General features: G+C 63.5%; 26 protein-coding genes. 25 read left to right on the top strand and 1 reads right to left on the bottom strand.

Annotation, left to right across the window (positions count from 1 at the left end; all coding sequences use genetic code 11):
- The first annotated feature begins 27 nt into the window (after nucleotides 1-27).
- From rplP to GDI_RS15995, 25 genes are all read left to right on the top strand, one after another.
- On the top strand, nucleotides 28-444 hold the full coding sequence (gene rplP, locus GDI_RS16115; protein WP_012227947.1) for a 50S ribosomal protein L16: 417 nt from the start codon (nucleotides 28-30) through the stop codon (nucleotides 442-444).
- 1 nt (nucleotide 445) lies between these two features.
- A complete protein-coding gene (rpmC, locus tag GDI_RS16110) occupies nucleotides 446-685 on the top strand; it encodes a 50S ribosomal protein L29 (RefSeq protein ID WP_012227946.1) in 240 nt (79 codons plus the stop codon).
- A gap of 13 nt (nucleotides 686-698) precedes the next feature.
- The gene (rpsQ, locus tag GDI_RS16105) at nucleotides 699-977 is read left to right on the top strand and encodes a 30S ribosomal protein S17 (RefSeq protein WP_012554690.1); all 279 of its coding nucleotides are present in this window, start codon (nucleotides 699-701) and stop codon (nucleotides 975-977) included.
- 14 nt (nucleotides 978-991) lie between these two features.
- Nucleotides 992-1,360 (top strand): 50S ribosomal protein L14, encoded by a 369-nt coding sequence (gene rplN / locus GDI_RS16100; RefSeq protein ID WP_007399629.1) that lies wholly within the window; start codon nucleotides 992-994, stop codon nucleotides 1,358-1,360.
- Nucleotides 1,360-1,680, top strand: a complete 321-nt coding sequence (gene rplX / locus GDI_RS16095) for a 50S ribosomal protein L24 (RefSeq protein WP_041249535.1) — start codon at nucleotides 1,360-1,362, stop codon at nucleotides 1,678-1,680. Before rplN ends, rplX begins: the two co-directional genes overlap by 1 nt.
- Before the next feature lie 10 nt (nucleotides 1,681-1,690).
- Nucleotides 1,691-2,260 carry a 50S ribosomal protein L5 gene (gene rplE, locus GDI_RS16090; RefSeq protein WP_012227940.1) on the top strand — a complete coding sequence of 190 codons (570 nt, stop codon included), beginning with the start codon at nucleotides 1,691-1,693 and terminating at the stop codon, nucleotides 2,258-2,260.
- A 104-nt stretch (nucleotides 2,261-2,364) separates the two neighbouring features.
- On the top strand, nucleotides 2,365-2,670 hold the full coding sequence (rpsN, locus tag GDI_RS16085) for a 30S ribosomal protein S14 (protein WP_012554692.1): 306 nt from the start codon (nucleotides 2,365-2,367) through the stop codon (nucleotides 2,668-2,670).
- Between the two features lie 12 nt (nucleotides 2,671-2,682).
- The gene (gene rpsH, locus GDI_RS16080; protein WP_012227937.1) at nucleotides 2,683-3,081 is read left to right on the top strand and encodes a 30S ribosomal protein S8; all 399 of its coding nucleotides are present in this window, start codon (nucleotides 2,683-2,685) and stop codon (nucleotides 3,079-3,081) included.
- A gap of 10 nt (nucleotides 3,082-3,091) precedes the next feature.
- Nucleotides 3,092-3,625, top strand: a complete 534-nt coding sequence (gene rplF / locus GDI_RS16075) for a 50S ribosomal protein L6 (RefSeq protein WP_012227935.1) — start codon at nucleotides 3,092-3,094, stop codon at nucleotides 3,623-3,625.
- Complete coding sequence (gene rplR, locus GDI_RS16070; protein WP_012227933.1) at nucleotides 3,625-3,987, top strand: 50S ribosomal protein L18; 363 nt, start codon at nucleotides 3,625-3,627, stop codon at nucleotides 3,985-3,987. The genes rplF and rplR overlap by 1 nt, the downstream gene beginning before the upstream one ends.
- Nucleotides 3,988-4,002: 15 nt before the next feature.
- Complete coding sequence (rpsE, locus tag GDI_RS16065) at nucleotides 4,003-4,581, top strand: 30S ribosomal protein S5 (protein WP_012227931.1); 579 nt, start codon at nucleotides 4,003-4,005, stop codon at nucleotides 4,579-4,581.
- The gene (gene rpmD, locus GDI_RS16060) at nucleotides 4,574-4,759 is read left to right on the top strand and encodes a 50S ribosomal protein L30 (protein ID WP_012227929.1); all 186 of its coding nucleotides are present in this window, start codon (nucleotides 4,574-4,576) and stop codon (nucleotides 4,757-4,759) included. The genes rpsE and rpmD overlap by 8 nt, the downstream gene beginning before the upstream one ends.
- A gap of 1 nt (nucleotide 4,760) precedes the next feature.
- Nucleotides 4,761-5,249 carry a 50S ribosomal protein L15 gene (rplO, locus tag GDI_RS16055; RefSeq protein ID WP_012227927.1) on the top strand — a complete coding sequence of 163 codons (489 nt, stop codon included), beginning with the start codon at nucleotides 4,761-4,763 and terminating at the stop codon, nucleotides 5,247-5,249.
- Nucleotides 5,250-5,447: 198 nt separating this feature from the next.
- Nucleotides 5,448-6,794 carry a preprotein translocase subunit SecY gene (gene secY, locus GDI_RS16050; protein WP_012227925.1) on the top strand — a complete coding sequence of 449 codons (1,347 nt, stop codon included), beginning with the start codon at nucleotides 5,448-5,450 and terminating at the stop codon, nucleotides 6,792-6,794.
- Entirely contained in the window at nucleotides 6,791-7,450 is a 660-nt protein-coding gene (locus tag GDI_RS16045; RefSeq protein WP_012227923.1) for an adenylate kinase, read from the top strand. Before secY ends, GDI_RS16045 begins: the two co-directional genes overlap by 4 nt.
- 226 nt (nucleotides 7,451-7,676) lie before the next feature.
- Nucleotides 7,677-8,054 (top strand): 30S ribosomal protein S13, encoded by a 378-nt coding sequence (gene rpsM / locus GDI_RS16040; RefSeq protein WP_012227921.1) that lies wholly within the window; start codon nucleotides 7,677-7,679, stop codon nucleotides 8,052-8,054.
- 90 nt (nucleotides 8,055-8,144) lie between these two features.
- A complete protein-coding gene (rpsK, locus tag GDI_RS16035; protein WP_012227919.1) occupies nucleotides 8,145-8,537 on the top strand; it encodes a 30S ribosomal protein S11 in 393 nt (130 codons plus the stop codon).
- A 121-nt stretch (nucleotides 8,538-8,658) separates the two neighbouring features.
- Nucleotides 8,659-9,678 (top strand): DNA-directed RNA polymerase subunit alpha, encoded by a 1,020-nt coding sequence (locus tag GDI_RS16030; protein ID WP_012227917.1) that lies wholly within the window; start codon nucleotides 8,659-8,661, stop codon nucleotides 9,676-9,678.
- A 24-nt stretch (nucleotides 9,679-9,702) separates the two neighbouring features.
- The gene (rplQ, locus tag GDI_RS16025; protein WP_012227915.1) at nucleotides 9,703-10,128 is read left to right on the top strand and encodes a 50S ribosomal protein L17; all 426 of its coding nucleotides are present in this window, start codon (nucleotides 9,703-9,705) and stop codon (nucleotides 10,126-10,128) included.
- Between the two features lie 166 nt (nucleotides 10,129-10,294).
- The gene (gene rfbB, locus GDI_RS16020) at nucleotides 10,295-11,365 is read left to right on the top strand and encodes a dTDP-glucose 4,6-dehydratase (RefSeq protein ID WP_012554694.1); all 1,071 of its coding nucleotides are present in this window, start codon (nucleotides 10,295-10,297) and stop codon (nucleotides 11,363-11,365) included.
- On the top strand, nucleotides 11,362-12,258 hold the full coding sequence (gene rfbA, locus GDI_RS16015; protein WP_012227911.1) for a glucose-1-phosphate thymidylyltransferase RfbA: 897 nt from the start codon (nucleotides 11,362-11,364) through the stop codon (nucleotides 12,256-12,258). The genes rfbB and rfbA overlap by 4 nt, the downstream gene beginning before the upstream one ends.
- 5 nt (nucleotides 12,259-12,263) lie before the next feature.
- Nucleotides 12,264-12,815, top strand: coding sequence for a dTDP-4-dehydrorhamnose 3,5-epimerase (rfbC, locus tag GDI_RS16010; RefSeq protein ID WP_012227909.1), 552 nt, complete (start codon nucleotides 12,264-12,266; stop codon nucleotides 12,813-12,815).
- Nucleotides 12,815-13,708: a dTDP-4-dehydrorhamnose reductase gene (rfbD, locus tag GDI_RS16005; protein ID WP_012227908.1), complete on the top strand. Its 894-nt coding sequence runs from the start codon at nucleotides 12,815-12,817 to the stop codon at nucleotides 13,706-13,708. Before rfbC ends, rfbD begins: the two co-directional genes overlap by 1 nt.
- A 205-nt stretch (nucleotides 13,709-13,913) precedes the next feature.
- Complete coding sequence (locus GDI_RS19330; RefSeq protein WP_231854141.1) at nucleotides 13,914-14,819, top strand: glycosyltransferase family 2 protein; 906 nt, start codon at nucleotides 13,914-13,916, stop codon at nucleotides 14,817-14,819.
- Between the two features lie 80 nt (nucleotides 14,820-14,899).
- Nucleotides 14,900-17,149, top strand: coding sequence for a glycosyltransferase family protein (locus GDI_RS15995; protein WP_012554695.1), 2,250 nt, complete (start codon nucleotides 14,900-14,902; stop codon nucleotides 17,147-17,149).
- A gap of 59 nt (nucleotides 17,150-17,208) precedes the next feature.
- On the opposite strand, the gene GDI_RS15990 is transcribed toward GDI_RS15995, so the two are convergent.
- Nucleotides 17,209-18,975: an HAD family hydrolase gene (locus GDI_RS15990; RefSeq protein WP_012227903.1), complete on the bottom strand. Its 1,767-nt coding sequence runs from the start codon at nucleotides 18,973-18,975 to the stop codon at nucleotides 17,209-17,211.
- Nucleotides 18,976-18,993: the final 18 nt, after the last annotated feature.

The raw sequence follows: 18,993 nt of genomic DNA, 5'->3' as shown, positions 1-18,993 counted from the left end.
CCAGGCGGCGCGTGAGGATTTAGAACAATGCTTTCTCCCAAGCGGACAAAGTACCGCAAGGCCCACAAGGGCCGCATTCATGGGCTGGCGAAAGGCGGAACGACACTGAATTTCGGTGCGTTCGGCCTGAAGGCCCTGGAGCCGGAGCGGGTGACCGCCCGGCAGATCGAGGCCTCTCGCCGGGCCATTACCCGCGCGATGAAACGTGCCGGTCGCGTCTGGATTCGGATCTTTCCCGATCTTCCGGTCTCGACAAAGCCCGCCGAAGTGCGTATGGGCTCCGGCAAGGGGTCGCCGGAATACTGGGTAGCCCGTGTCAAGCCGGGTCGTATCCTGTTCGAGATCGAAGGTGTTCCGCCGGAGCTGGCGCGTCAGGCGCTGGCCCTTGGTGCTGCGAAGCTGCCGATCAAGACCAAGTTCGTGACCCGCATCGGAGAGGCGTGAGATGGCAAAGGCAACAAAGCCGGCCGATCTGCGTGCCAAGACCGCTGAAGAACTGGAGGCGCTTCTCATCGACCTGAAGCGCGAGCAGTTCAACCTGCGGTTCCAGCGCGCGACCGGCCAGAATGAGGGACAGGCGCGTGTTCGCACGGTGCGTCGCGAGATCGCCCGCGTGAAGACGATAGCGTCCCAGGCGCTGAAGAAGAATGCCGTCGGCGCGGGTGCGCCGGCCGCGAAGTCCTGAAGGGAGACGGGCGATGCCGAGGCGCGTCCTGACCGGACGGGTGACCAGCGACAAGATGGACAAGACGGTCACCGTCCTTGTCGATCGTCGGGTCATCCATCCGCTGTATAAGAAGTTCATCCGGCGCTCCAAGAAGTATGCGGCGCATGATGAACTGAACGAGTGCAAGATTGGGGACATGGTGCGCATTGAAGAATGCAAGCCGATCTCCAAGCGCAAGACCTGGACCGTGGTCGTACGGAATGGTGCCCCGCTGGGCGCCGCCGACGTCGCGTCCGGCGCGCAGGCGTAAGAAGGGCATAGGCTATGATCCATCCCGAGACCAACCTGGACGTCGCCGATAATTCGGGTGCGCGTCAGGTGCAGTGCATCAAGGTGCTGGGCGGTTCCAAGCGGAAGACCGCCTCGGTCGGCGACGTGATCGTCGTGTCCGTCAAGGAAGCGATCCCCCGCGGCAAGGTCAAGAAGGGCGACGTTCACCAGGCGGTGATCGTGCGTACCTCCTACCCGGTGCGCCGCGCCGATGGCAGCGCCATCCGCTTCGACCGGAACGCCGCCGTCCTGATCAACAAGCAGCAGGAACCGATCGGCACCCGTATCTTTGGCCCGGTCGTCCGTGAACTGCGCGCGCGCAAGTTCATGAAGATCATTTCGCTGGCACCGGAGGTGCTGTGATGGCTGCGCGTATCAAGAAGGGCGACCAGGTCGTCGTGATCACGGGTTCGTCGAAGGGCAGCCGTGGTGAAGTGCTGTCGGTTCGGCCCGATGACAACAAGGCGGTTGTCCGTGGCGTCGCGGTGGCCAAGCGCCATACGCGTCCGAACCGCATGGGTGAGCAGGGCGGCATCATCGAAAAGGAGATGCCGATCCATCTGTCGAACCTGAAGCTGGTCGATCCCAAGAGCGGCAAGCCGACGCGCGTCGGTTTCCGTATCCTGGAAGATGGCCGCAAGGTCCGCGTCGCCAAGGCGACCGGCGAAGTCGTCGAAGGCTGAGGAGGCGGGGATGTCTGAAGTGCAAGAGACCCGCTCGGTGCCGCGTCTGCAGAAGCGTTTTCAGGACGAACTGCGCGCGAAGCTGCGCGAGGAGTTCGGTTACAAGAACGTGATGCAGGTTCCGCATCTCGAGAAGATCGTCATCAACATGGGCGTGGGTGAAGCCGCGGGCGACCAGAAGAAGCTGGATGCCGCCCTTGGCGAAATGACGCTGATCTCGGGCCAGAAGCCGGTCAAGACGGTTGCGAAGAAGGCGATCGCCGGCTTCAAGATCCGTGCCGGCCTGCCGATCGGCTGCAAGGTGACGCTGCGTCGCGCCCGGATGTACGAATTCCTGGACCGTCTGGTGACCATCGCGCTGCCGCGCGTCCGCGATTTCCGCGGCCTGCCCGGCAACAAGGGCTTCGACGGCCGTGGCAACTTCGCCATGGGCCTGAAGGAGCAGATCATCTTCCCGGAAATCGAGTACGACAAGGTCGACGATATCCGTGGGATGGACATCATCTTCGTCACCAGCGCGAAGACGGATGCGGAAGCGAAGGCTCTTCTGAAGGCGTTTGATCTGCCCTTCGCCGCCTGATTGCGGCGATTGGGGCTTCCGCCCAGAGGTCAGAAGACCTATTAGACACGTTGTTTGGAAAACCGTCGGGATGGCCCGACAGGTTCCGGAGGGTAGAACAAGGCATGGCCAAGATCTCCGCCGTTAACCGGAATGCCAAGCGTGCGCGCATGGCAGGCCGGGACAAGGCTAAGCGGATTGCGCTCAAGAACATCATCATGGACCGGACGCTTCCGGTCGAGGATCGGTTCGAGGCATCCATGAAACTCGCAGAGCTTCCCCGCAATGGATCGCGCGTTCGCGTGCGCCTGCGGTGCAAGCTGACCGGGCGCGCCCGCGCCAACTACAGGAAGTTCGAACTTTGCCGCGTGGCTCTGCGCGACCTGGCCTCCAGCGGTCAGATCCCGGGCATGGTCAAGTCGAGCTGGTAAGGGCGGGAAACGATGTCACTTTCTGATCCGTTGGGTGATATGCTCACCCGGATCCGCAACGCGCAGCGTGCGCGTCATGCGGCCTGTGTCGCGCCGGCGTCGAAGCTGCGCGCGAATGTGCTCGAGGCCCTGCGCCGCGAAGGCTATATCCGCGGCTATGCGCAGGAAGACCTGCGCAAGGGCGTGGCCCAGCTTCGTATCGAGCTGAAATATCTGGATGGCGAGCCGGTCATCAAGGAGATCCACCGGGTGTCGAAGCCCGGGCGCCGGGTCTACTCGAAGATCAAGGAACTGCCGCGGGTCTATGCCGGTCTCGGCGTGTCGATCCTGTCCACGCCCCGTGGCGTCCTGTCCGATGCGGAAGCCCGCGCTGCCAATGTTGGCGGCGAGGTCCTCTGCCGCGTGTTCTGAGGAGGGATACATGTCGCGTGTAGGCAAATATCCCGTCGAGGTTCCGTCGGGCGTCCAGGTGTCCATCGTCGATGGCATCTTCGTGGCCAAGGGCAAGCTGGGCGAGCTGAAGCTGCCGCTGTCGCAGCACATCGAAGCCGAGATCGCCGACAACAAGGTCTCGGTCCGTCCGGTCGGCACCGCCGCCCCGGCGCGGATGATGTGGGGCACGACGCGGGCCCTGGTGGCCAGCATGGTCAAGGGTGTGTCCGAGGGCTTCTCCAAGACCCTCGAAGTGACCGGCACCGGCTATCGTGCCGCGGTCCAGGGCAGCAACCTTGTCATGAACCTCGGTTATTCGCATGACATCGTCTATGCGATCCCCGCGGGCATCAAGATCACGACGCCGCGCCCGACCGCCATCGTGGTCGAGGGCGTGGACAAGCAGCGGGTCGGTCAGGTCGCTCTGGACATCCGCAGCTTCCGCAAGCCCGAGCCCTACAAGGGCAAGGGCGTCCGTTACGACACGGAGACCATCCGTCGCAAGGAAGGCAAGAAGAAGTAATGAGCACGCAGCAGGATCTGCGGGAGCGTCGGCGTCAGCGTCTGCGCTTCCAGCTTCGCCGCAAGGGCGGCGGGCGTCCGCGCCTGTCCGTGTTCCGGTCAGGCAAGAACATCTATGCCCAGGTGATCGACGATGTCGCCGGGCGTACGCTTGCCGCCGCTTCGAGCCTGGACAAGGCGCTGCGCGAGCAGTTGAAGACCGGCGCGGATTCCGACGCGGCTGTCGCGGTCGGCAAGCTGGTTGCCGAGCGCGCGGTGGCGGCGGGTGTGTCGCTGGTCGTCTTCGACCGCGGTTCGTATATGTATCATGGGCGTATCAAGGCCCTGGCGGAGGCTGCCCGCGAGGGCGGTCTCGCCTTCTAAGGAAAGGGGCACGCAATGGCACGTGAACCGAGAGAAGGCGGCCGGGGTGGCCGCGATCGTGAGCGCGAAGGCGACGATCTCGTCGACAAGCTGGTCACGATCAACCGTGTTGCGAAGGTCGTGAAGGGCGGCCGTCGCTTTGCTTTCGCCGCGCTGGTCGTGGTGGGGGACCAGAAGGGTCGCGTCGGCTATGGCGCCGGCAAGGCCCGCGAGGTGCCCGAGGCAATCCGCAAGGCGACCGACCGCGCCAAGCGCGCGATGATCCGCGTCCCGATGAAGGAGGGCCGTACCCTCCATCACGACGTCGCCGGTCATTTCGGCGCCGGCAAGGTGGTGCTGCGTTCGGCCGATGCCGGCACGGGCATCATCGCGGGCGGCCCGATGCGCGCGGTGTTCGAGAGCCTGGGCATCAATGACGTGGTCGCGAAGTCCCTGGGGACCCGCAACCCGCATAACATGGTCAAGGCGACCTTCGCCGCGCTGGAGCGTTGCGCCAGCCCGCGCACGGTGGCCAACCGCCGTGGCAAGAAGGTGTCGGACATTCTGGGCCGCCGCGACGTGGCCGGAACCGGGGAGGCCGCCGCCGATGTCTGAGGCCAAGACGATCCGGGTCACCCAGGTGGCCTCGGGCAACGGTCGCAAGCCGGGTCAGCAGGCGACGCTGGTCGGGCTGGGCCTGAACAAGATCGGCCGCACCCGGGAACTGGAGGATACTCCTTCGGTTCGCGGCATGATCACCAAGGTGTCCCACCTCGTGAAGGTGGAGGGTTGAAATGAACCTGAACGAACTGCGCGATAACGCGGGCTCCCGCTATCGCAAGAAGCGTCTGGGTCGCGGCATCGGGTCCGGCAAGGGCAAGACGTCGGGCAAGGGCGTGAAGGGCCAGAAGGCGCGTGAGGGCGTGTCCCTCAACGGCTTCGAGGGTGGTCAGCTTCCGCTGTATCGCCGTCTGCCGAAGCGCGGCTTCAAGAACATCTTCCGCAAGGAATATGCTCCGGTGAACCTGGGCGCGCTGGACAAGGCCATCGCGGACGGCAAGATCGATGCCGGCACCGTGGTGACCGAGGACGTGCTGCGCACGGCCGGCCTGGTCGGGTCGGGCAAGTTCGCGGGCGTCCGCCTGCTGGCGAAGGGCGAGCTGGCCCGCGCGGTGACCATCGAGGTCTCCGGCGCGTCCGCGACCGCCGTTGCCGCGGTCGAGAAGGCCGGCGGCAGCGTCCGGACCAAGGCGGCGCGCGACGAGGCCCAGGCTCCGGCCTGAGGGCTGCGGCGGAACACGATTCGGGGTGGGGCGCCGGTCCGGCGCCCCCCTTCCGATCGGGATATTGCCGCCCCTTGGGTGTCCTCTCCGGCCTTGTCTCTTGCGCCGGACCGAGGCGACACCCTACACTCTTTGCTGATGTGTCATGACAGCGTCCCGTTTCGTGCGGTGGCGCTGTTGTTGTGAAAGGACGGGCGCATGGCCTCCGCGGCCGAGCAGCTGGCTGCCAATATGAATTTCAGTTCCTTTGCCAACGCAACGGAACTGAAGAAGCGAATCTGGTTCACCCTCGGGGCGCTGATCGTCTACCGTCTGGGAACCTACATTCCCGTTCCCGGTGTCGATGCCACGGTCATGGGCCAGCTTCTGGCCCGCCACCAGGGCGGCATCCTGGGCATGTTCGACATGTTCACCGGCGGTGCGCTGGGGCGTATGACCGTGTTCGCGCTGAACATCATGCCCTATATCAGCGCCTCGATCATCGTGCAGCTGATGTCGGCGGCGCTTCCCTCGCTGGAAAACCTGAAGAAGGAAGGCGAGGCGGGACGGCGCAAGCTGAATGAATATACCCGCTACCTGACGGTCCTGATCGCGCTGTTCCAGGCCTACGGCATTGCCGTGGGGCTCGAGAACATGCACAGCGCCGCCGGGGCCGCGGTGGTGGCGCCGGGCATGTTCTTCATCGTCTCGTGCGTGGTGACGCTGCTGGGCGGCACGATGTTCCTGATGTGGCTGGGTGAGCAGATCACCTCGCGCGGGGTCGGGAACGGCATTTCGCTGATCATCTTCGCCGGTATCGTCGCCAACCTGCCCCATGCCCTGGCCAGCCTGTTTCAGCTTGGCTACACGGGCGCGCTGTCGCCGTTCTTCGTGCTGGTCTTCCTGGTCCTGGCCGCGATCACGATCGCCTTCATCGTCTTCATGGAACAGGCGCAGCGCCGCGTGGTGATCCAGTATCCCAAGCGGCAGGTCGGCCAGCGCATCTATGGCGGCGACTCGACGCACATGCCGCTGAAGGTGAATACGGCCGGGGTGATTCCGCCGATCTTCGCGTCGTCGGTGCTGCTGATCCCGGTGACGATCGCCGGCTTCATGAACAATGCGTCCATGCCGGGCTGGCTGTCGTTCCTGGGGCAGGAACTGGGGCAGGGGCAGCCGCTGTACATGCTGTTCTATGCGGGAATGATCATCTTCTTCTCGTATTTCTACGCCGCGGTGACCTTCAATCCGCAGGAAACCGCGGACAACCTGCGCAAGCAGGGGGGCTTCATCCCCGGCATCCGTCCCGGAGCGAACACGGCGGCCTATTTCGACCGGATCCTGACGCGGCTGACCAGCATCGGCGCCGCCTATCTGGTCGCGGTGTGCCTGCTGCCGCAGATCCTGATCAGCCACTATAATGTCCCGTTCTATTTCGGCGGCACCAGCCTGATCATCATCGTGTCGGTCACCATCGACACGGTGACGCAGATCCAGTCGCACCTGGTGGCGCACCAGTATCAGGGCCTGATGCGCAAGGCCCGTGGGAAAGGCAGGGCGCGGTGAACGTCATCTTTCTTGGCCCCCCCGGGGCCGGCAAGGGCACCCAGTCCAAGCGGCTGGAAGCCCGGTATGGAATTGCGCAGATCTCGACCGGCGACATGCTGCGGGCCGAGGTCGCGGCGGAAAGCGCGATCGGCAAGCAGGCCAGGGCGCTGATGGATGCCGGGCAACTGGTGCCCGATGACGTCATCGTCGCCATGCTCGAATCCCGGATCGCGCAGCCCGATTGCGCCAAGGGATTCATTCTGGACGGATTCCCGCGGACCCAGGGGCAGGCGGTAGCGCTCGATTCGATGCTGAAGCGTCGCGGAGCCCGAATCGACGTTGTCCTGTTTCTGGAAGTCGACGAGGAGGCGCTGGCGGACCGGATCGCCGGGCGTTTCACCTGCGCGACCTGCGGAGCGGGATATAACGACCTGTTCAAGAAGCCCAAGGTGGAGGGCACCTGCGACGTCTGCGGCGGCCACAGCTTCGTGCGCCGCGAGGACGACCGGCGTGAGACCGTCGCGGCCCGCCTGGTGGCCTATCGCAAGCAGACGGCCCCGATCCTGCCTTACTACGAGGCCGAGGGGCTGCTGCGCCGGATCGATGGCATGGCGGATATCGACACGGTGACGGCGAAGGTGTTCGAAATCATGGATGCGATCACGAAGAAGTGATCGTTATTCATTGACTCCAAAGGGCGCGCGGGTATATTGCGCGCCCTCAAGGTATCGGCTCCCGTGTCATGGGATACGGAGTGCCGAGAAAACGAATCCGATTGATGATGGGGTTGACCGGCGGTGCCGGCACGTTCACGACGCTCCGGCATGGCCGGTGGTGTGGAAAAGCCCCGGCGACGATCTTTAGGGCCCGTGCGATGCGGGTGGACGAGGAGTAAGTGGCGTGGCGCGTATTGCCGGCGTGAACATCCCAACCAACAAGCGGGTGACGATTGGCCTGCGTTATATCTATGGCATCGGCGAGACGAAGGCTGAGGAAATCTGCCGTCGTCTCGAGATCCCGGCCGAGCGCCGGGTCAACGAGCTGTCCGACGACGAGATCCTTAAGATCCGCGAACTGATCGACAGCGAGTATCGGGTCGAAGGCGATCTGCGTCGCGAAGTCGCGATGAACATCAAGCGTCTGATGGACCTGGGCTGCTACCGCGGCCTGCGCCATCGTCGCGGCCTGCCGGTTCGTGGTCAGCGGACCCACACCAACGCCCGCACCCGCAAGGGCAAGGCCGTTGCGATCGCCGGCAAGAAGAAGGCTACCCGCTAAGCGGCTTTCGCCGCATTCGCGGCCCGTGTCGGGTGCCCTCGCGGTACCGGGCGCGGGCCGCGTCTTTGAACAGACAGGACCAGGAAGACTATGGCGAAGGCTGCTGCTCCGCGTATTCGCAAGAAAGAGCGGAAGAACATTATCTCGGGGGTGGCGCATGTGCTCTCCACCTTCAACAACACGATGATCACGATCTCCGACGCGCAGGGCAATGCGATCGCGTGGTCTTCCGCTGGTGCCCAGGGCTTCAAGGGTTCGCGCAAGTCGACCCCGTACGCGGCCCAGGTCGCGGCCGAGGACGCCGGGCGCAAGGCGCGCGAGCATGGGATGGAGACGCTGGAGATCGAGGTGTCCGGTCCGGGGTCGGGGCGTGAGAGCGCGCTGCGTGCCCTGCAGGCCGTCGGCTTCTCGATCACCTCGATCCGCGACATGACGCCGGTGCCGCACAACGGCTGCCGCCCGCGCAAGCGTCGTCGCGTCTGATCTCCGGGTCCGAGTTCGTTTTCCGTCCGCGCTGTCGCGGACGGGGTTGATTGTCATCCGGGCGCCCGGTTACGCGGGTGCCGTCTGCCTTGGTGCAGATCAGTTTTGAAAGGCCATCACCTTGGTCCTCCAGAAAAACTGGCAATCTCTGATCAAGCCGGAGAAGCTGGAAGTCGAGCCGGGCGGAGAGCCGTTACGCACGGCGACCGTGGTGGCGGAGCCGCTGGAGCGCGGCTTCGGCATGACGCTCGGCAACGCCATCCGGCGCGTGCTGCTGTCCTCGCTGCAGGGCGCGGCGGTGACGGCGATCCAGATCGACGGCGTCCTGCACGAGTTCTCGTCCGTGGCCGGCGTCCGCGAGGACGTCACCGACATCGTGCTGAACGTCAAGCAGCTTGCCCTGCGGATGCATGGCGAGGGGCCGAAGCGCATGGTGCTGACGGCCACCGGGCCGGGTGAAGTGCGGGCGGGCCAGATCCAGACCGGGCATGATATCGAAGTCATGAATCCCGACCTGGTGATCTGCACGCTGGACGAGGGCGTGAAGTTCGGCATGGAATTCACCGTGAACCTGGGCAAGGGCTACGTCCCGGCGGCGGCGAACCGTCCCGAGGACGCGCCGATCGGCCTGATTCCGGTCGATGCCATCTATTCGCCGGTGCGTCGCGTGTCCTACAAGGTCGAGCCGACCCGCGTGGGCCAGGTGACCGATTATGACCGGCTGCTGCTGACGGTGGAAACCAACGGCGCGGTGACGCCCGAGGATGCGGTGGCCCTGGCCGCGCGTATCCTGCAGGACCAACTGCAGCTGTTCATCAATTTCGACGAGCCGCGTCCGGTCAGGACCGAAGAGCCGCAGGACGACCTGCCGTTCAACCGGAACCTGCTGCGCAAGGTCGACGAACTGGAACTGTCGGTCCGCAGCGCGAACTGCCTGAAGAACGACAACATCGTCTATATCGGCGACCTGGTGCAGAAGACCGAGCAGGAGATGCTGCGCACTCCGAACTTCGGTCGCAAGTCGCTGAACGAGATCAAGGAAGTCCTGACTTCAATGGGGCTGTCCCTTGGTATGAATGTGCCGGCCTGGCCGCCGGAAAATATCGAAGACCTGGCCAAGAGGCTCGACGAGCCGTTCTGACCGGAAAGACAGGAAGACTTCATCATGCGTCACGGTGTTGCCGGCCGGAAGCTCGGCGTTACCTCGTCCCATCGCGCTGCCATGTTCCGGAACATGGCGGTCGCCCTGATCAAGCACGAGCAGATCACGACCACCCTGCCCAAGGCGAAGGAACTTCGCCCGGTGGTGGAAAAGCTGATCACGCTCGGCAAGCGGGGTGACCTGCATGCGCGCCGTCAGGCCTATGCCCAGCTCCGTGACGATGTGATCGTCTCCAAGCTGTTCTCGGCGGTGGCCGACCGCTACAAGGCCCGCAATGGCGGCTATATCCGTGTCCTCAAGGCGGGCATCCGCCATGGCGACGCGGCCGACATGGCGGTGATCGAACTGGTCGATCGCGATGTCGCGGCCAAGGGCCAGGATAGCGGCCCCCGCCCCGAAGCGGCTGCCGAAGACAGCCTGGCGGCCTGATCGGCTGCCCTTCTGGCGAATCGAAAAGAAACCCGGCCTTGTGCCGGGTTTTTTCGTCTATGGGACGGAAAGGAAAAAAGCTGCCGAGCGGCGGAAGGCGGCGTAAACTGAATCTTTTCCAATTTCAGCGACTAATCGAAAAAAACGGCTGCATATGGGTAGGACAATGCGGATTCTTGTAACGGGTGGATGCGGGTTCATCGGCTCGGCAGTGGTGCGGCACATTATCGGCGGCACGGGCCATTCGGTGGTGAATGTCGATAGCCTGACCTATGCGGCGACGCTGGAGTCCACGGCCGAAATCTCCTCGGACCCACGCTATGTGCATGTCCGGGCGGATATCACCGACGGGGCGGCGATGCGGGCGGTGTTCGCGGCGCATCAGCCGGATGCGGTGATGCACCTGGCGGCCGAAAGCCATGTTGACCGGTCGATCGACGGGCCGGGCGTGTTCGTGCAGACCAACGTGGTCGGCACCTATACGCTGCTGGACACGGCGCGGGAGTACTGGTCGGGGCTGGATGCGGCGGGGCGGGCGGCATTCCGCTTCCACCACGTCTCGACCGACGAGGTCTTCGGCACGCTTCAGCCGGGGGATGCCCCCTTTACCGAAAGCACGCCCTACGACCCGCGCAGCCCCTATTCGGCGTCCAAGGCGGCGTCGGACCATCTGGTGCGGGCGTGGCAGCACACATACGGGCTGCCGACCTTCGTGACCAACACCACCAACAATTACGGTTTCTGGCATTTCCCGGAAAAGCTGATCCCGCTGGTGACGATCAACGCTATCGGCGGCCGCGCGCTGCCGGTCTATGGCGATGGCGCCAACATGCGCGACTGGCTGTTCGTCGACGACCATGCCGAGGCCCTGGTGCTGGCGGTCGAACGCGGCCAGCCGGGTGAGACCTACGCCATCGGCGCGCGCCAGCCGCGCAGCAATCTGGACGTCGTCCGGGCGATCTGCACGGTGCTGGACGATTTGCGGCCCGACCCGGCGGGCCCGCACGCGCGGCTGATCCGCTTCGTCACGGACCGGCCAGGCCACGATTTCCGCTACGAGATCGATCCCTCGCGGGCCGAGGCCGCGCTGGGCTGGCGCGCACGCCACGATTTCGAGACCGGAATCCGCCGGACGGTGCAGTGGTACCTGGACCATCAGGATTGGTGGACGGCATTGCAGGCCCGCCATGACAGCAATCGGCGGCTGGGCGTTACCCCGGCAGGAGCCGCAGCATGAATCCGCAGAAGATCGAGACCGCGATGAAGGGCATCCTGCTGGCCGGCGGGTCGGGCACGCGGCTGCACCCGATGACGCTGGCGACCAGCAAGCAACTGCTGCCGGTCTATGACAAGCCGATGATCTACTACCCGCTTTCGACGCTGATGCTGGCGGGCATCCGGGACATCATGATCATCTCGACGCCCGACGACCTGCCGCAGTTCCGCCGCCTGCTGGGCGACGGGACGCAGTATGGGGTGCGCTTCACCTATCGCGTCCAGCCTTCGCCGGACGGCATCGCCCAGGCTTTCCTGATCGCGGAGGACTGGCTGCAGGGCGCGGCCTGCGCGCTGGCGCTGGGCGACAACCTGATCTTCGCCGACCATCTGAGCGTGCTGCTGCAGGCGGCGGCGCGGCGCGATGTCGGCGCCACGGTGTTCGCCTACCAGGTGCAGGACCCCGAACGCTATGGCGTGGTAAGCTTCGACGCCGACGGCCGCGCCCGCGACCTGGTGGAAAAGCCCGCCCAGCCGACGTCGCGCTGGGCGGTGACGGGGCTGTATTTCTACGACTCCCGCGTCAGCGCCTTCGCCCGCGCGATCCGCCCCTCGGCCCGGGGCGAGCTGGAGATCACGGACCTGAACCGGATCTATCTGGAAGAAGGCTCGCTGCAGGTGGAAAAGCTGGGCCGGGGCTGCGCCTGGCTGGATGCCGGAGTACCCGACGCGCTGATGCAGGCCGGGATGTTCGTGCAGACCATCCAGTCCCGCCAGGGCATGCTGGTCGGATCGCCCGCCGAGGTCGCCTTCCGCATGGGATTCATCGACGCCGCGCAACTGCGCGCGATCGCCCAGACGGTGCACAAGACCGAACTGGGACGCCTGCTGCGCGACCTGGCGGACGGGAGATAGACAGCATGCAGATCGAACACCTTTCCATCCCCGACATCCTGCTGTTGACGCCGCGCCGCTTCGCGGATGAGCGGGGGTTCTTCTCCGAGACCTACAACCTGCGCACCATGGCCCAAGCTGGAATCGATGTGGCGTTCGTGCAGGACAATCACAGCTTGTCGCGCCAGCGTGGCGTGATTCGCGGCCTGCATTGCCAGTTGCCGCCCCACGCCCAGGGCAAGCTGGTGCGCTGCACGCGCGGCGCGATCTGGGACGTGGCGGTGGATGCGCGGCAGGGCTCGCCCAGCTTCGGCCGATGGGTCGCCGCCGAACTGAGCGAGGAAAACGGGTCGCAGCTCTGGATTCCGCCGGGATTCCTGCACGGGTTCTGCACCCTGACCGAGAATGCCGAGGTGCAGTATAAATGCACCGACCTGTGGGACCGCGACTGCGAACGCTCGGTGCGTTGGAATTCCCCGGACCTGGCCATCGCGTGGCCGGTGGCGCCCGAGGATGCCGTCCTGTCGGAGAAGGACGCCGCCGCGCCGGACTTTTCCACCGTGCGGGACTGGTTCTGATGGTGGGCTGCCCGATCCTGGTGATCGGCCGGTCCGGCCAGCTCGCCACCGCGCTGGGACGGTCCAACTCGCCCGGCCTGCACTGCCTCGGGCGCCCCGACCTCGATTTCGATCGGCCGGAGACGGTGGACACCGCGATCGCAGAGGCCGCGCCCGGCCTGGTCGTCAACGCTGCCGCCTGGACGGCGGTGGATGCGGCCGAGGACGACGTGGCGGGGGCCGAGCGTGCCAACCGAGACGGCCCGGCGCATCTGGCCCGGCTGTGCGCCGCGCGGGGCATCCCGCTGATCCATGTTTCGACCGATTACGTGTTCGACGGCACCAAGGGCGCGCCCTACGTCGAAACCGACCCGACCTCGCCCCGCACGGTCTATGGTCGCAGCAAGGCGGAAGGCGAGCAGGCGATCCTGGCGGTCCATGACCGCGCGATCATCCTGCGGACGGCGTGGGTCTATTCCCCATATGGGCGGAACTTCGTGCGGACCATGCTGAATGCGGGGGCGAAGAACCCGGTGCTGCGGGTGGTGGGCGACCAGCGGGGCAACCCGACCAGTGCCGACGACCTGGCCGGCGCTATCCTGTCCATTGCCGACACCATTGCCCGTGACGGCTGGCGGGATGCGTTCGCCGGGATCACTCATGCCGCCGGCAGCGGCGACACCACCTGGCACGGCCTGGCCGTCGCCGCATTGCAGGATGCGGCCCGCCTCGGCCGCCCGATGCCCGTCGTCGAAGCCATCACCACCGCCGACTGGCCGACCCCGGCCGCCCGGCCGCAGGATTCCCGCCTGGACTGCACGCGCCTGCATGACGTGTTCGGCGTCCGCCTGCCGCACTGGCGTGACAGTGTCGCGCGGACGGTCACCACATTGTTGGCCAACCCGGCGGCGTGAGCGATACGGCGTTTGTCCCGATAATCGAAACTGAATAGGGCGACATTGCCGTCCCCATGACGGCATGTCCGGCCGCGCTTCCTTACCGTCTGGTGTCAATGGGTGCCAGAATGGTGATGGACGTGCGTTCTTGCGTCTGGCTTATATGCGTCGGGAAAATTCCGCCCCCCTTCATTGTCGTTCCGAACGGACTCTCAGTACTCTTATGAATCACGAAATATGCGCTGTTGTGGTGACTTATAATTCCGACATCGCGGTATTTCGGGATGTGATGGCAGCTCTTCATGAGCAGGTTGGAAGAATCGTCGTCGTGGACAACCATTCGCGCAACGCTGCCGAGATTGGCGGCGTCGTTCGAAAAGGCCCGCATGAATTTCTGGAACTTTCGGAAAATATGGGGCTGGCCCACGCACAGAATGTCGGCATTTCCCATGGGATCGGGCAGGGTGCCAAATATATTTTGCTGATGGATCAGGATACGATCCTGCCCGAAGGCTCGGTGAACCATCTCCATGATATATGCGTAAAGCTGGAACATGAGGGTGTCTGGGTCGGTGCGGTAGCAAATGCGTATCGGGACACGCAGGACGGGCAGATAAATGCTATCTGGCGAGGGGATGGACGCAGGGTCGTTCGACAGCACGTCGATCCGGAAAAAGAAAAATTAGTGGAAGTTGATTTTCTGATTGCGTCCGGTTCACTAATTCCAGCCAGAATATTGCAAAAAATAGGATTGATGGACGAATCCCTATTTATAGACTTGGTCGATGTGGAATGGGGCCTGCGGGCGATGGCTCGCGGCTATCGGAGTTTTATAAGTTTCGAGAAAATCATGAGTCATTCCTTGGGGAATGGAAGAATAAATGTATTGGGTCGTGTAATATCATTGCACAGTCCGTTTAGAAATTACTACATGGTGAGGAATTCTATCATTTTAGCGCGAAGGAAATATATTCCCGTATCGTGGAGGATATATTTCTTAAGAAGGGTCATTCCATTTTTTGTCATATTTGGTTTTTTTGCTGATAGAAAAATGTCCAGAATTCGCTTTATGGTCCGAGGGGCCATGGACGGTGTGTTGAATCGGGGGGGCCGATCTCCTCTGAATTGAATGTTCAGGATGTGCCTGGGAAACCGGACGCATTGCCGCCTTTCGGGAGAAAATGTTTCAATTTTGCAATGTGGGCAATAATGATCAATATCATAAAAAAAAATAAATCGGTCGATATAAATAAAAACGCCCTTTGTGTCATATTGCTGGTGTGTGCTCCACTTCTCCTGAAGTTTCCACTTCTGATCGGCCTGCTGATCGCCGATCCTGCGCTGCTCTATGCCGGGCTCCAGACCGGTCTGCATGCCGGTCCGCTAACCGGCTATCCGCCGATGCCGACCATCGACCCGAACATCGGTTTCACGAGTCATGCACTGGGGTATCGGGCGGCCGAGGATGTTCTGAGCGGACGCCTGCCGTGGTGGAATCCCTATGAGGGCGTGGGTATGCCCCTTGCCGGGGAAATGCAGTCGGCGGCGCTGTTCCCATTGACGTTATTGCTGGCGCTGCATAATGGCCAGTTGTACATGCATCTATGCTTGCAGATCATTGCGGGCCTTTCGACCTATGCAGTACTGCGCAAGATCGGATGCATGCGCTTCGGCGCGCTTGCCGCGGCCCTTGTATTCGAATTCGATGGCACATTCGCCTGGCTGGCCAATGCCGTTATCAATCCCATCGCCTTCCTGCCATTGACCCTCCTGGGCGTCGAAACGATACGGGAGCGGGTCGAGGCCGGACGCAGGGGAGGCGGCGCATGGGTCACGATCGGGCTCTCCGCTTCGCTCTATGCCGGCTTTCCCGAGGTCGCCTATCTGGACGGCCTGCTGGTCCTTGCCTGGACGTTGGTGCGGCTGGGTTCACTCGCGCGTCCGATGCGCTGGGCCTTCCTGCGCCGGATCGTCGTTTCTGGCCTGGCCGCACTGGCGATTTCCGCACTGATCCTCGTTCCGTTCGGCGACTATATGCTTGTTGCCAACACGGGGGGACACGCGAATGGTGGTTTCGCGTTCATCTCGCTGAGTCCGGCCTTCCTGTTCGCCCTGCTGGTGCCTTATGCCTTCGGCGGAATCTTCCAGATTCCGCAATATACGGAGTTCTGGTCATCGGTGGGGGGATACACAGGCTGCATTCTGCCTGTCCTTGCGCTGTGCGGCCTGGGAGGACAGGCGTTGCGCGGCGTGAGGGTCGCGCTGGGGCTGTGGATTGTCGTGACGATCGGCATCGCGTACGGCGCACCGGGGGCCGGCCTCCTTGCCCAGTTCTTCCCGGGGTTCAAGTTCGTGGCGCTCTACCGTTATTTGTCGCCGTCCTGGGAATTCTGCCTGTGCGTGCTCGCCGCATTCGGGTTGACGGACCTGGCACGAAACCACAGGTTCGCCCGGGTTACCGCCGCCTGCATTGCCGTTGCGGCCGTCTGCGTCGTGACCGCCTATGTGACGCATCGACATCATCTGCCCCTGGCGCGCAACAGGCTTGCGCTGGACAGCATCGTGTTTGCCGCGATCCTGCTGATCGGTACCGGCGTGCTGGCCTGGCTGCCCCTGACGGCGGCGACACGGTCACGCGGCATGGCGGGCGTGCTCGTCGCGGAAGTCGCCGTGCTGTTTGCCTTGCCGTCACTCAGTTCTCCGTCGCATGGCGCCATCGACCTGACAGGGGTACAGTACCTGCAGCAGCATCTCGGTTTTCAGCGTTTCGCGACATTCGGGCCGGTTCAACCCAACTATGGCAGCTATTTCGGGATTGCGTCCATCAACCACAACGATCTTCCGCTCCCCAGGGACTGGACGGATTACGTTGCCCGGCACCTCGATGCCAATGCGCCGTCGATCCTCTTCACAGGCTTCAGCCGGAACGATCCGAACGGTCCGTCCGCGGCGGACAATCTGGTGGTGAACGTCGAGGCCTATCGGAAGGCGGGCGTGCGATTTGTCCTGGTGCCTGCGGGATCACTGGACAGCCCGGGCTTCGCATCGTTCAAGCACTATGCCGCAGCCGATCATGGCGTGCGGGAAGCATTCGGAAACGGCGTGATGCGGATTTTCGAACTGCCCGATCCGACACCCTATGCCGCGGCACCCGGCTGTGTGCTGACGCCTCGTTCCCGCGATCTCATGGACGTCGATTGCACCGGACCGTCGCAACTGACCCGCCTGGAAATGTACATGGAGGGCTGGCACGCGTCCGTCGACGGCAACCCGGTGCCGATCAGCCGGACGGGCGAGATTTTTCAGCAGATACCGGTTCGACAGGGTCGTTCCGTCGTGACGTTCCGCTTTGTGCCACCCCATATCCAGTGGGCGTTTTTCGCCTTCATTGTCGGCTGGATCCTTTTCGCGATCGACCTTCTGGGAGGGAAGGAGCGCACGGCAAGGAAAATCCTGTAGGTCCGGGCGTCGGCGGCCCGTCGGGGGGCGCCGATGCCCGGCAGGGGACGGGCCTTGCCTTACGGCAGGTATGTCGTCAGCGCGACGCGCTGGTTTCGCGTACTGCCCCATGCATCGAAATTTTCGACGGACGCCAGTAAGCCGCGCGTTTCCGCGTCAATCGATTCGACAAAGTCCACAACCGGCAGTGCAGTCGCCAGCGGATCGGCAACAAGGCCGATCTCGGCGCAAAGATTACGGAATGTCAGCGCGAACTGTTCGATGCCGTCCGTGATCTCCGTCGAAATTCGGGCATGGCCATCAATGGCAATTCGCCCGGAATCCTCGATGATGGCGACATCCTTTCCAATCGCATCCTGGTAGCCGATGACGGCGTCATGGGGTGCCGAGAAGAACAGTTCGACGGCGACACGATTGGCATAAACGGCGGTTACCCGTTCCGGGCCGATTGATTCGCGCGACAGCAGGGCGTCCATCCTCAGTCTTTGCCGCCGCCGCCGGCAATCATCCGATTCGTTCAGGCACAGGTAGTAGCCGAACAGTTCGACCTGCATCAGCTTGCCGAGGGCGAGGTCGAAGGCATCCTGCGTCGTTCCGTTCCAGCCCACATCGACCATGGCGACGCGCATGCCCGGTTCAACGCCCACCTGTTTGAGGTAGTTGAGGAGGCCGCGCCGGTTGCGACGGCATACCTGCAGGATGTCTCCGCGGAAGGCGCCCACGAAATCCCGGATGCGGCTGATATTGTCATTGCTGATGACGATTCCGGCTCCGAGGCCGAGGTCATCCATCACCCGGTCGGCCGGTGGCGTGACGCCCAGCCGCTCCAGCACCTCGATCGGCCGCAATCCATGTGCGCCCGCAAGGAAGAATTCCATCTGCGTATTGAAGTTGGACTCGTCGGTGGCGGCGAGCGTAAAGGCGACGCGCGAGCCCATGAAATAGGTGAAACGCGGCAAGGTCCCCGCGGGCATCGTGCGGGCGAGGCGTTCAAGAACATATCCGTCTCGCGATACGAACAGCACGATGTCGATCTTGTCCTGCGCTGATTTGCGGACAATCCAGTCGAGGAAGCCCACTGCCGCCGGCCCGCCGAAACGAAACCCGAGTTCGGTAAACGATCCCGGCGGCGGCCGATCGGCGATCGAGCGGATGAGGCTGCCGGCGATCGATGCCGACGGGGGAAAGCGACTGGATTTCTGCTGTCGTGTGGGATCGACGTAATGATAGGCGGACAGGCCTTTTTGCCTGGCCCGTTCCACGTCCGACAGCGGATTGTCCCCGATATGCAGGATGCGCCCCGGGTCTATGCCGAGTTCCTGTGACACCCGGTCGAACAGTTCACCGGTATCGCGCTTGGTTGCGTTTCGCTCCGACGAAATGAAGGTCGCGCTGGGCTGCAGCCGGTGCTTGTGGAAAAGATCGTCGAAGAAGGCTTGCGGCAGGTACATATCCGACGTGATGACGACGGGTTTATCGGCGATCGTCTGCCTGAACACGTCCATGAGATCGGGATTGGGCAGCGTCAGGGCGAGTTCGAGCTGGTACTCGGCATCGCGCAGCACGGATGCCGGCACCGACACGGAATCGAAGCACGCATAGATGCCGTCGAGCGTGATTTCCTTCTGTCCGTTCTCCCGCATGCGCTGGAACGCCCGTACCTGCGCTTCCTGGCGCAGGCGGCGGAAGGAGGCGATGCCGAATTTCTCGCCGATGATGTCGAAGAGGTCTTCCGGATCGGCAAGCGGGCGGACGAACAGCGTATCGAACACATCGAAAGAGACGGCGTCGGCTCGTGCGATGGACTGCTTCAGGTGGGACACCATAACTATTCCGCAAAAAAT

Source organism: Gluconacetobacter diazotrophicus PA1 5, from assembly GCF_000067045.1.
Classification (GTDB): Bacteria; Pseudomonadota; Alphaproteobacteria; order Acetobacterales; family Acetobacteraceae; genus Gluconacetobacter; species Gluconacetobacter diazotrophicus.
Note: the sequence above shows the minus strand (reverse complement) of the source record. Positions and strands in the feature narration are given on the sequence as shown.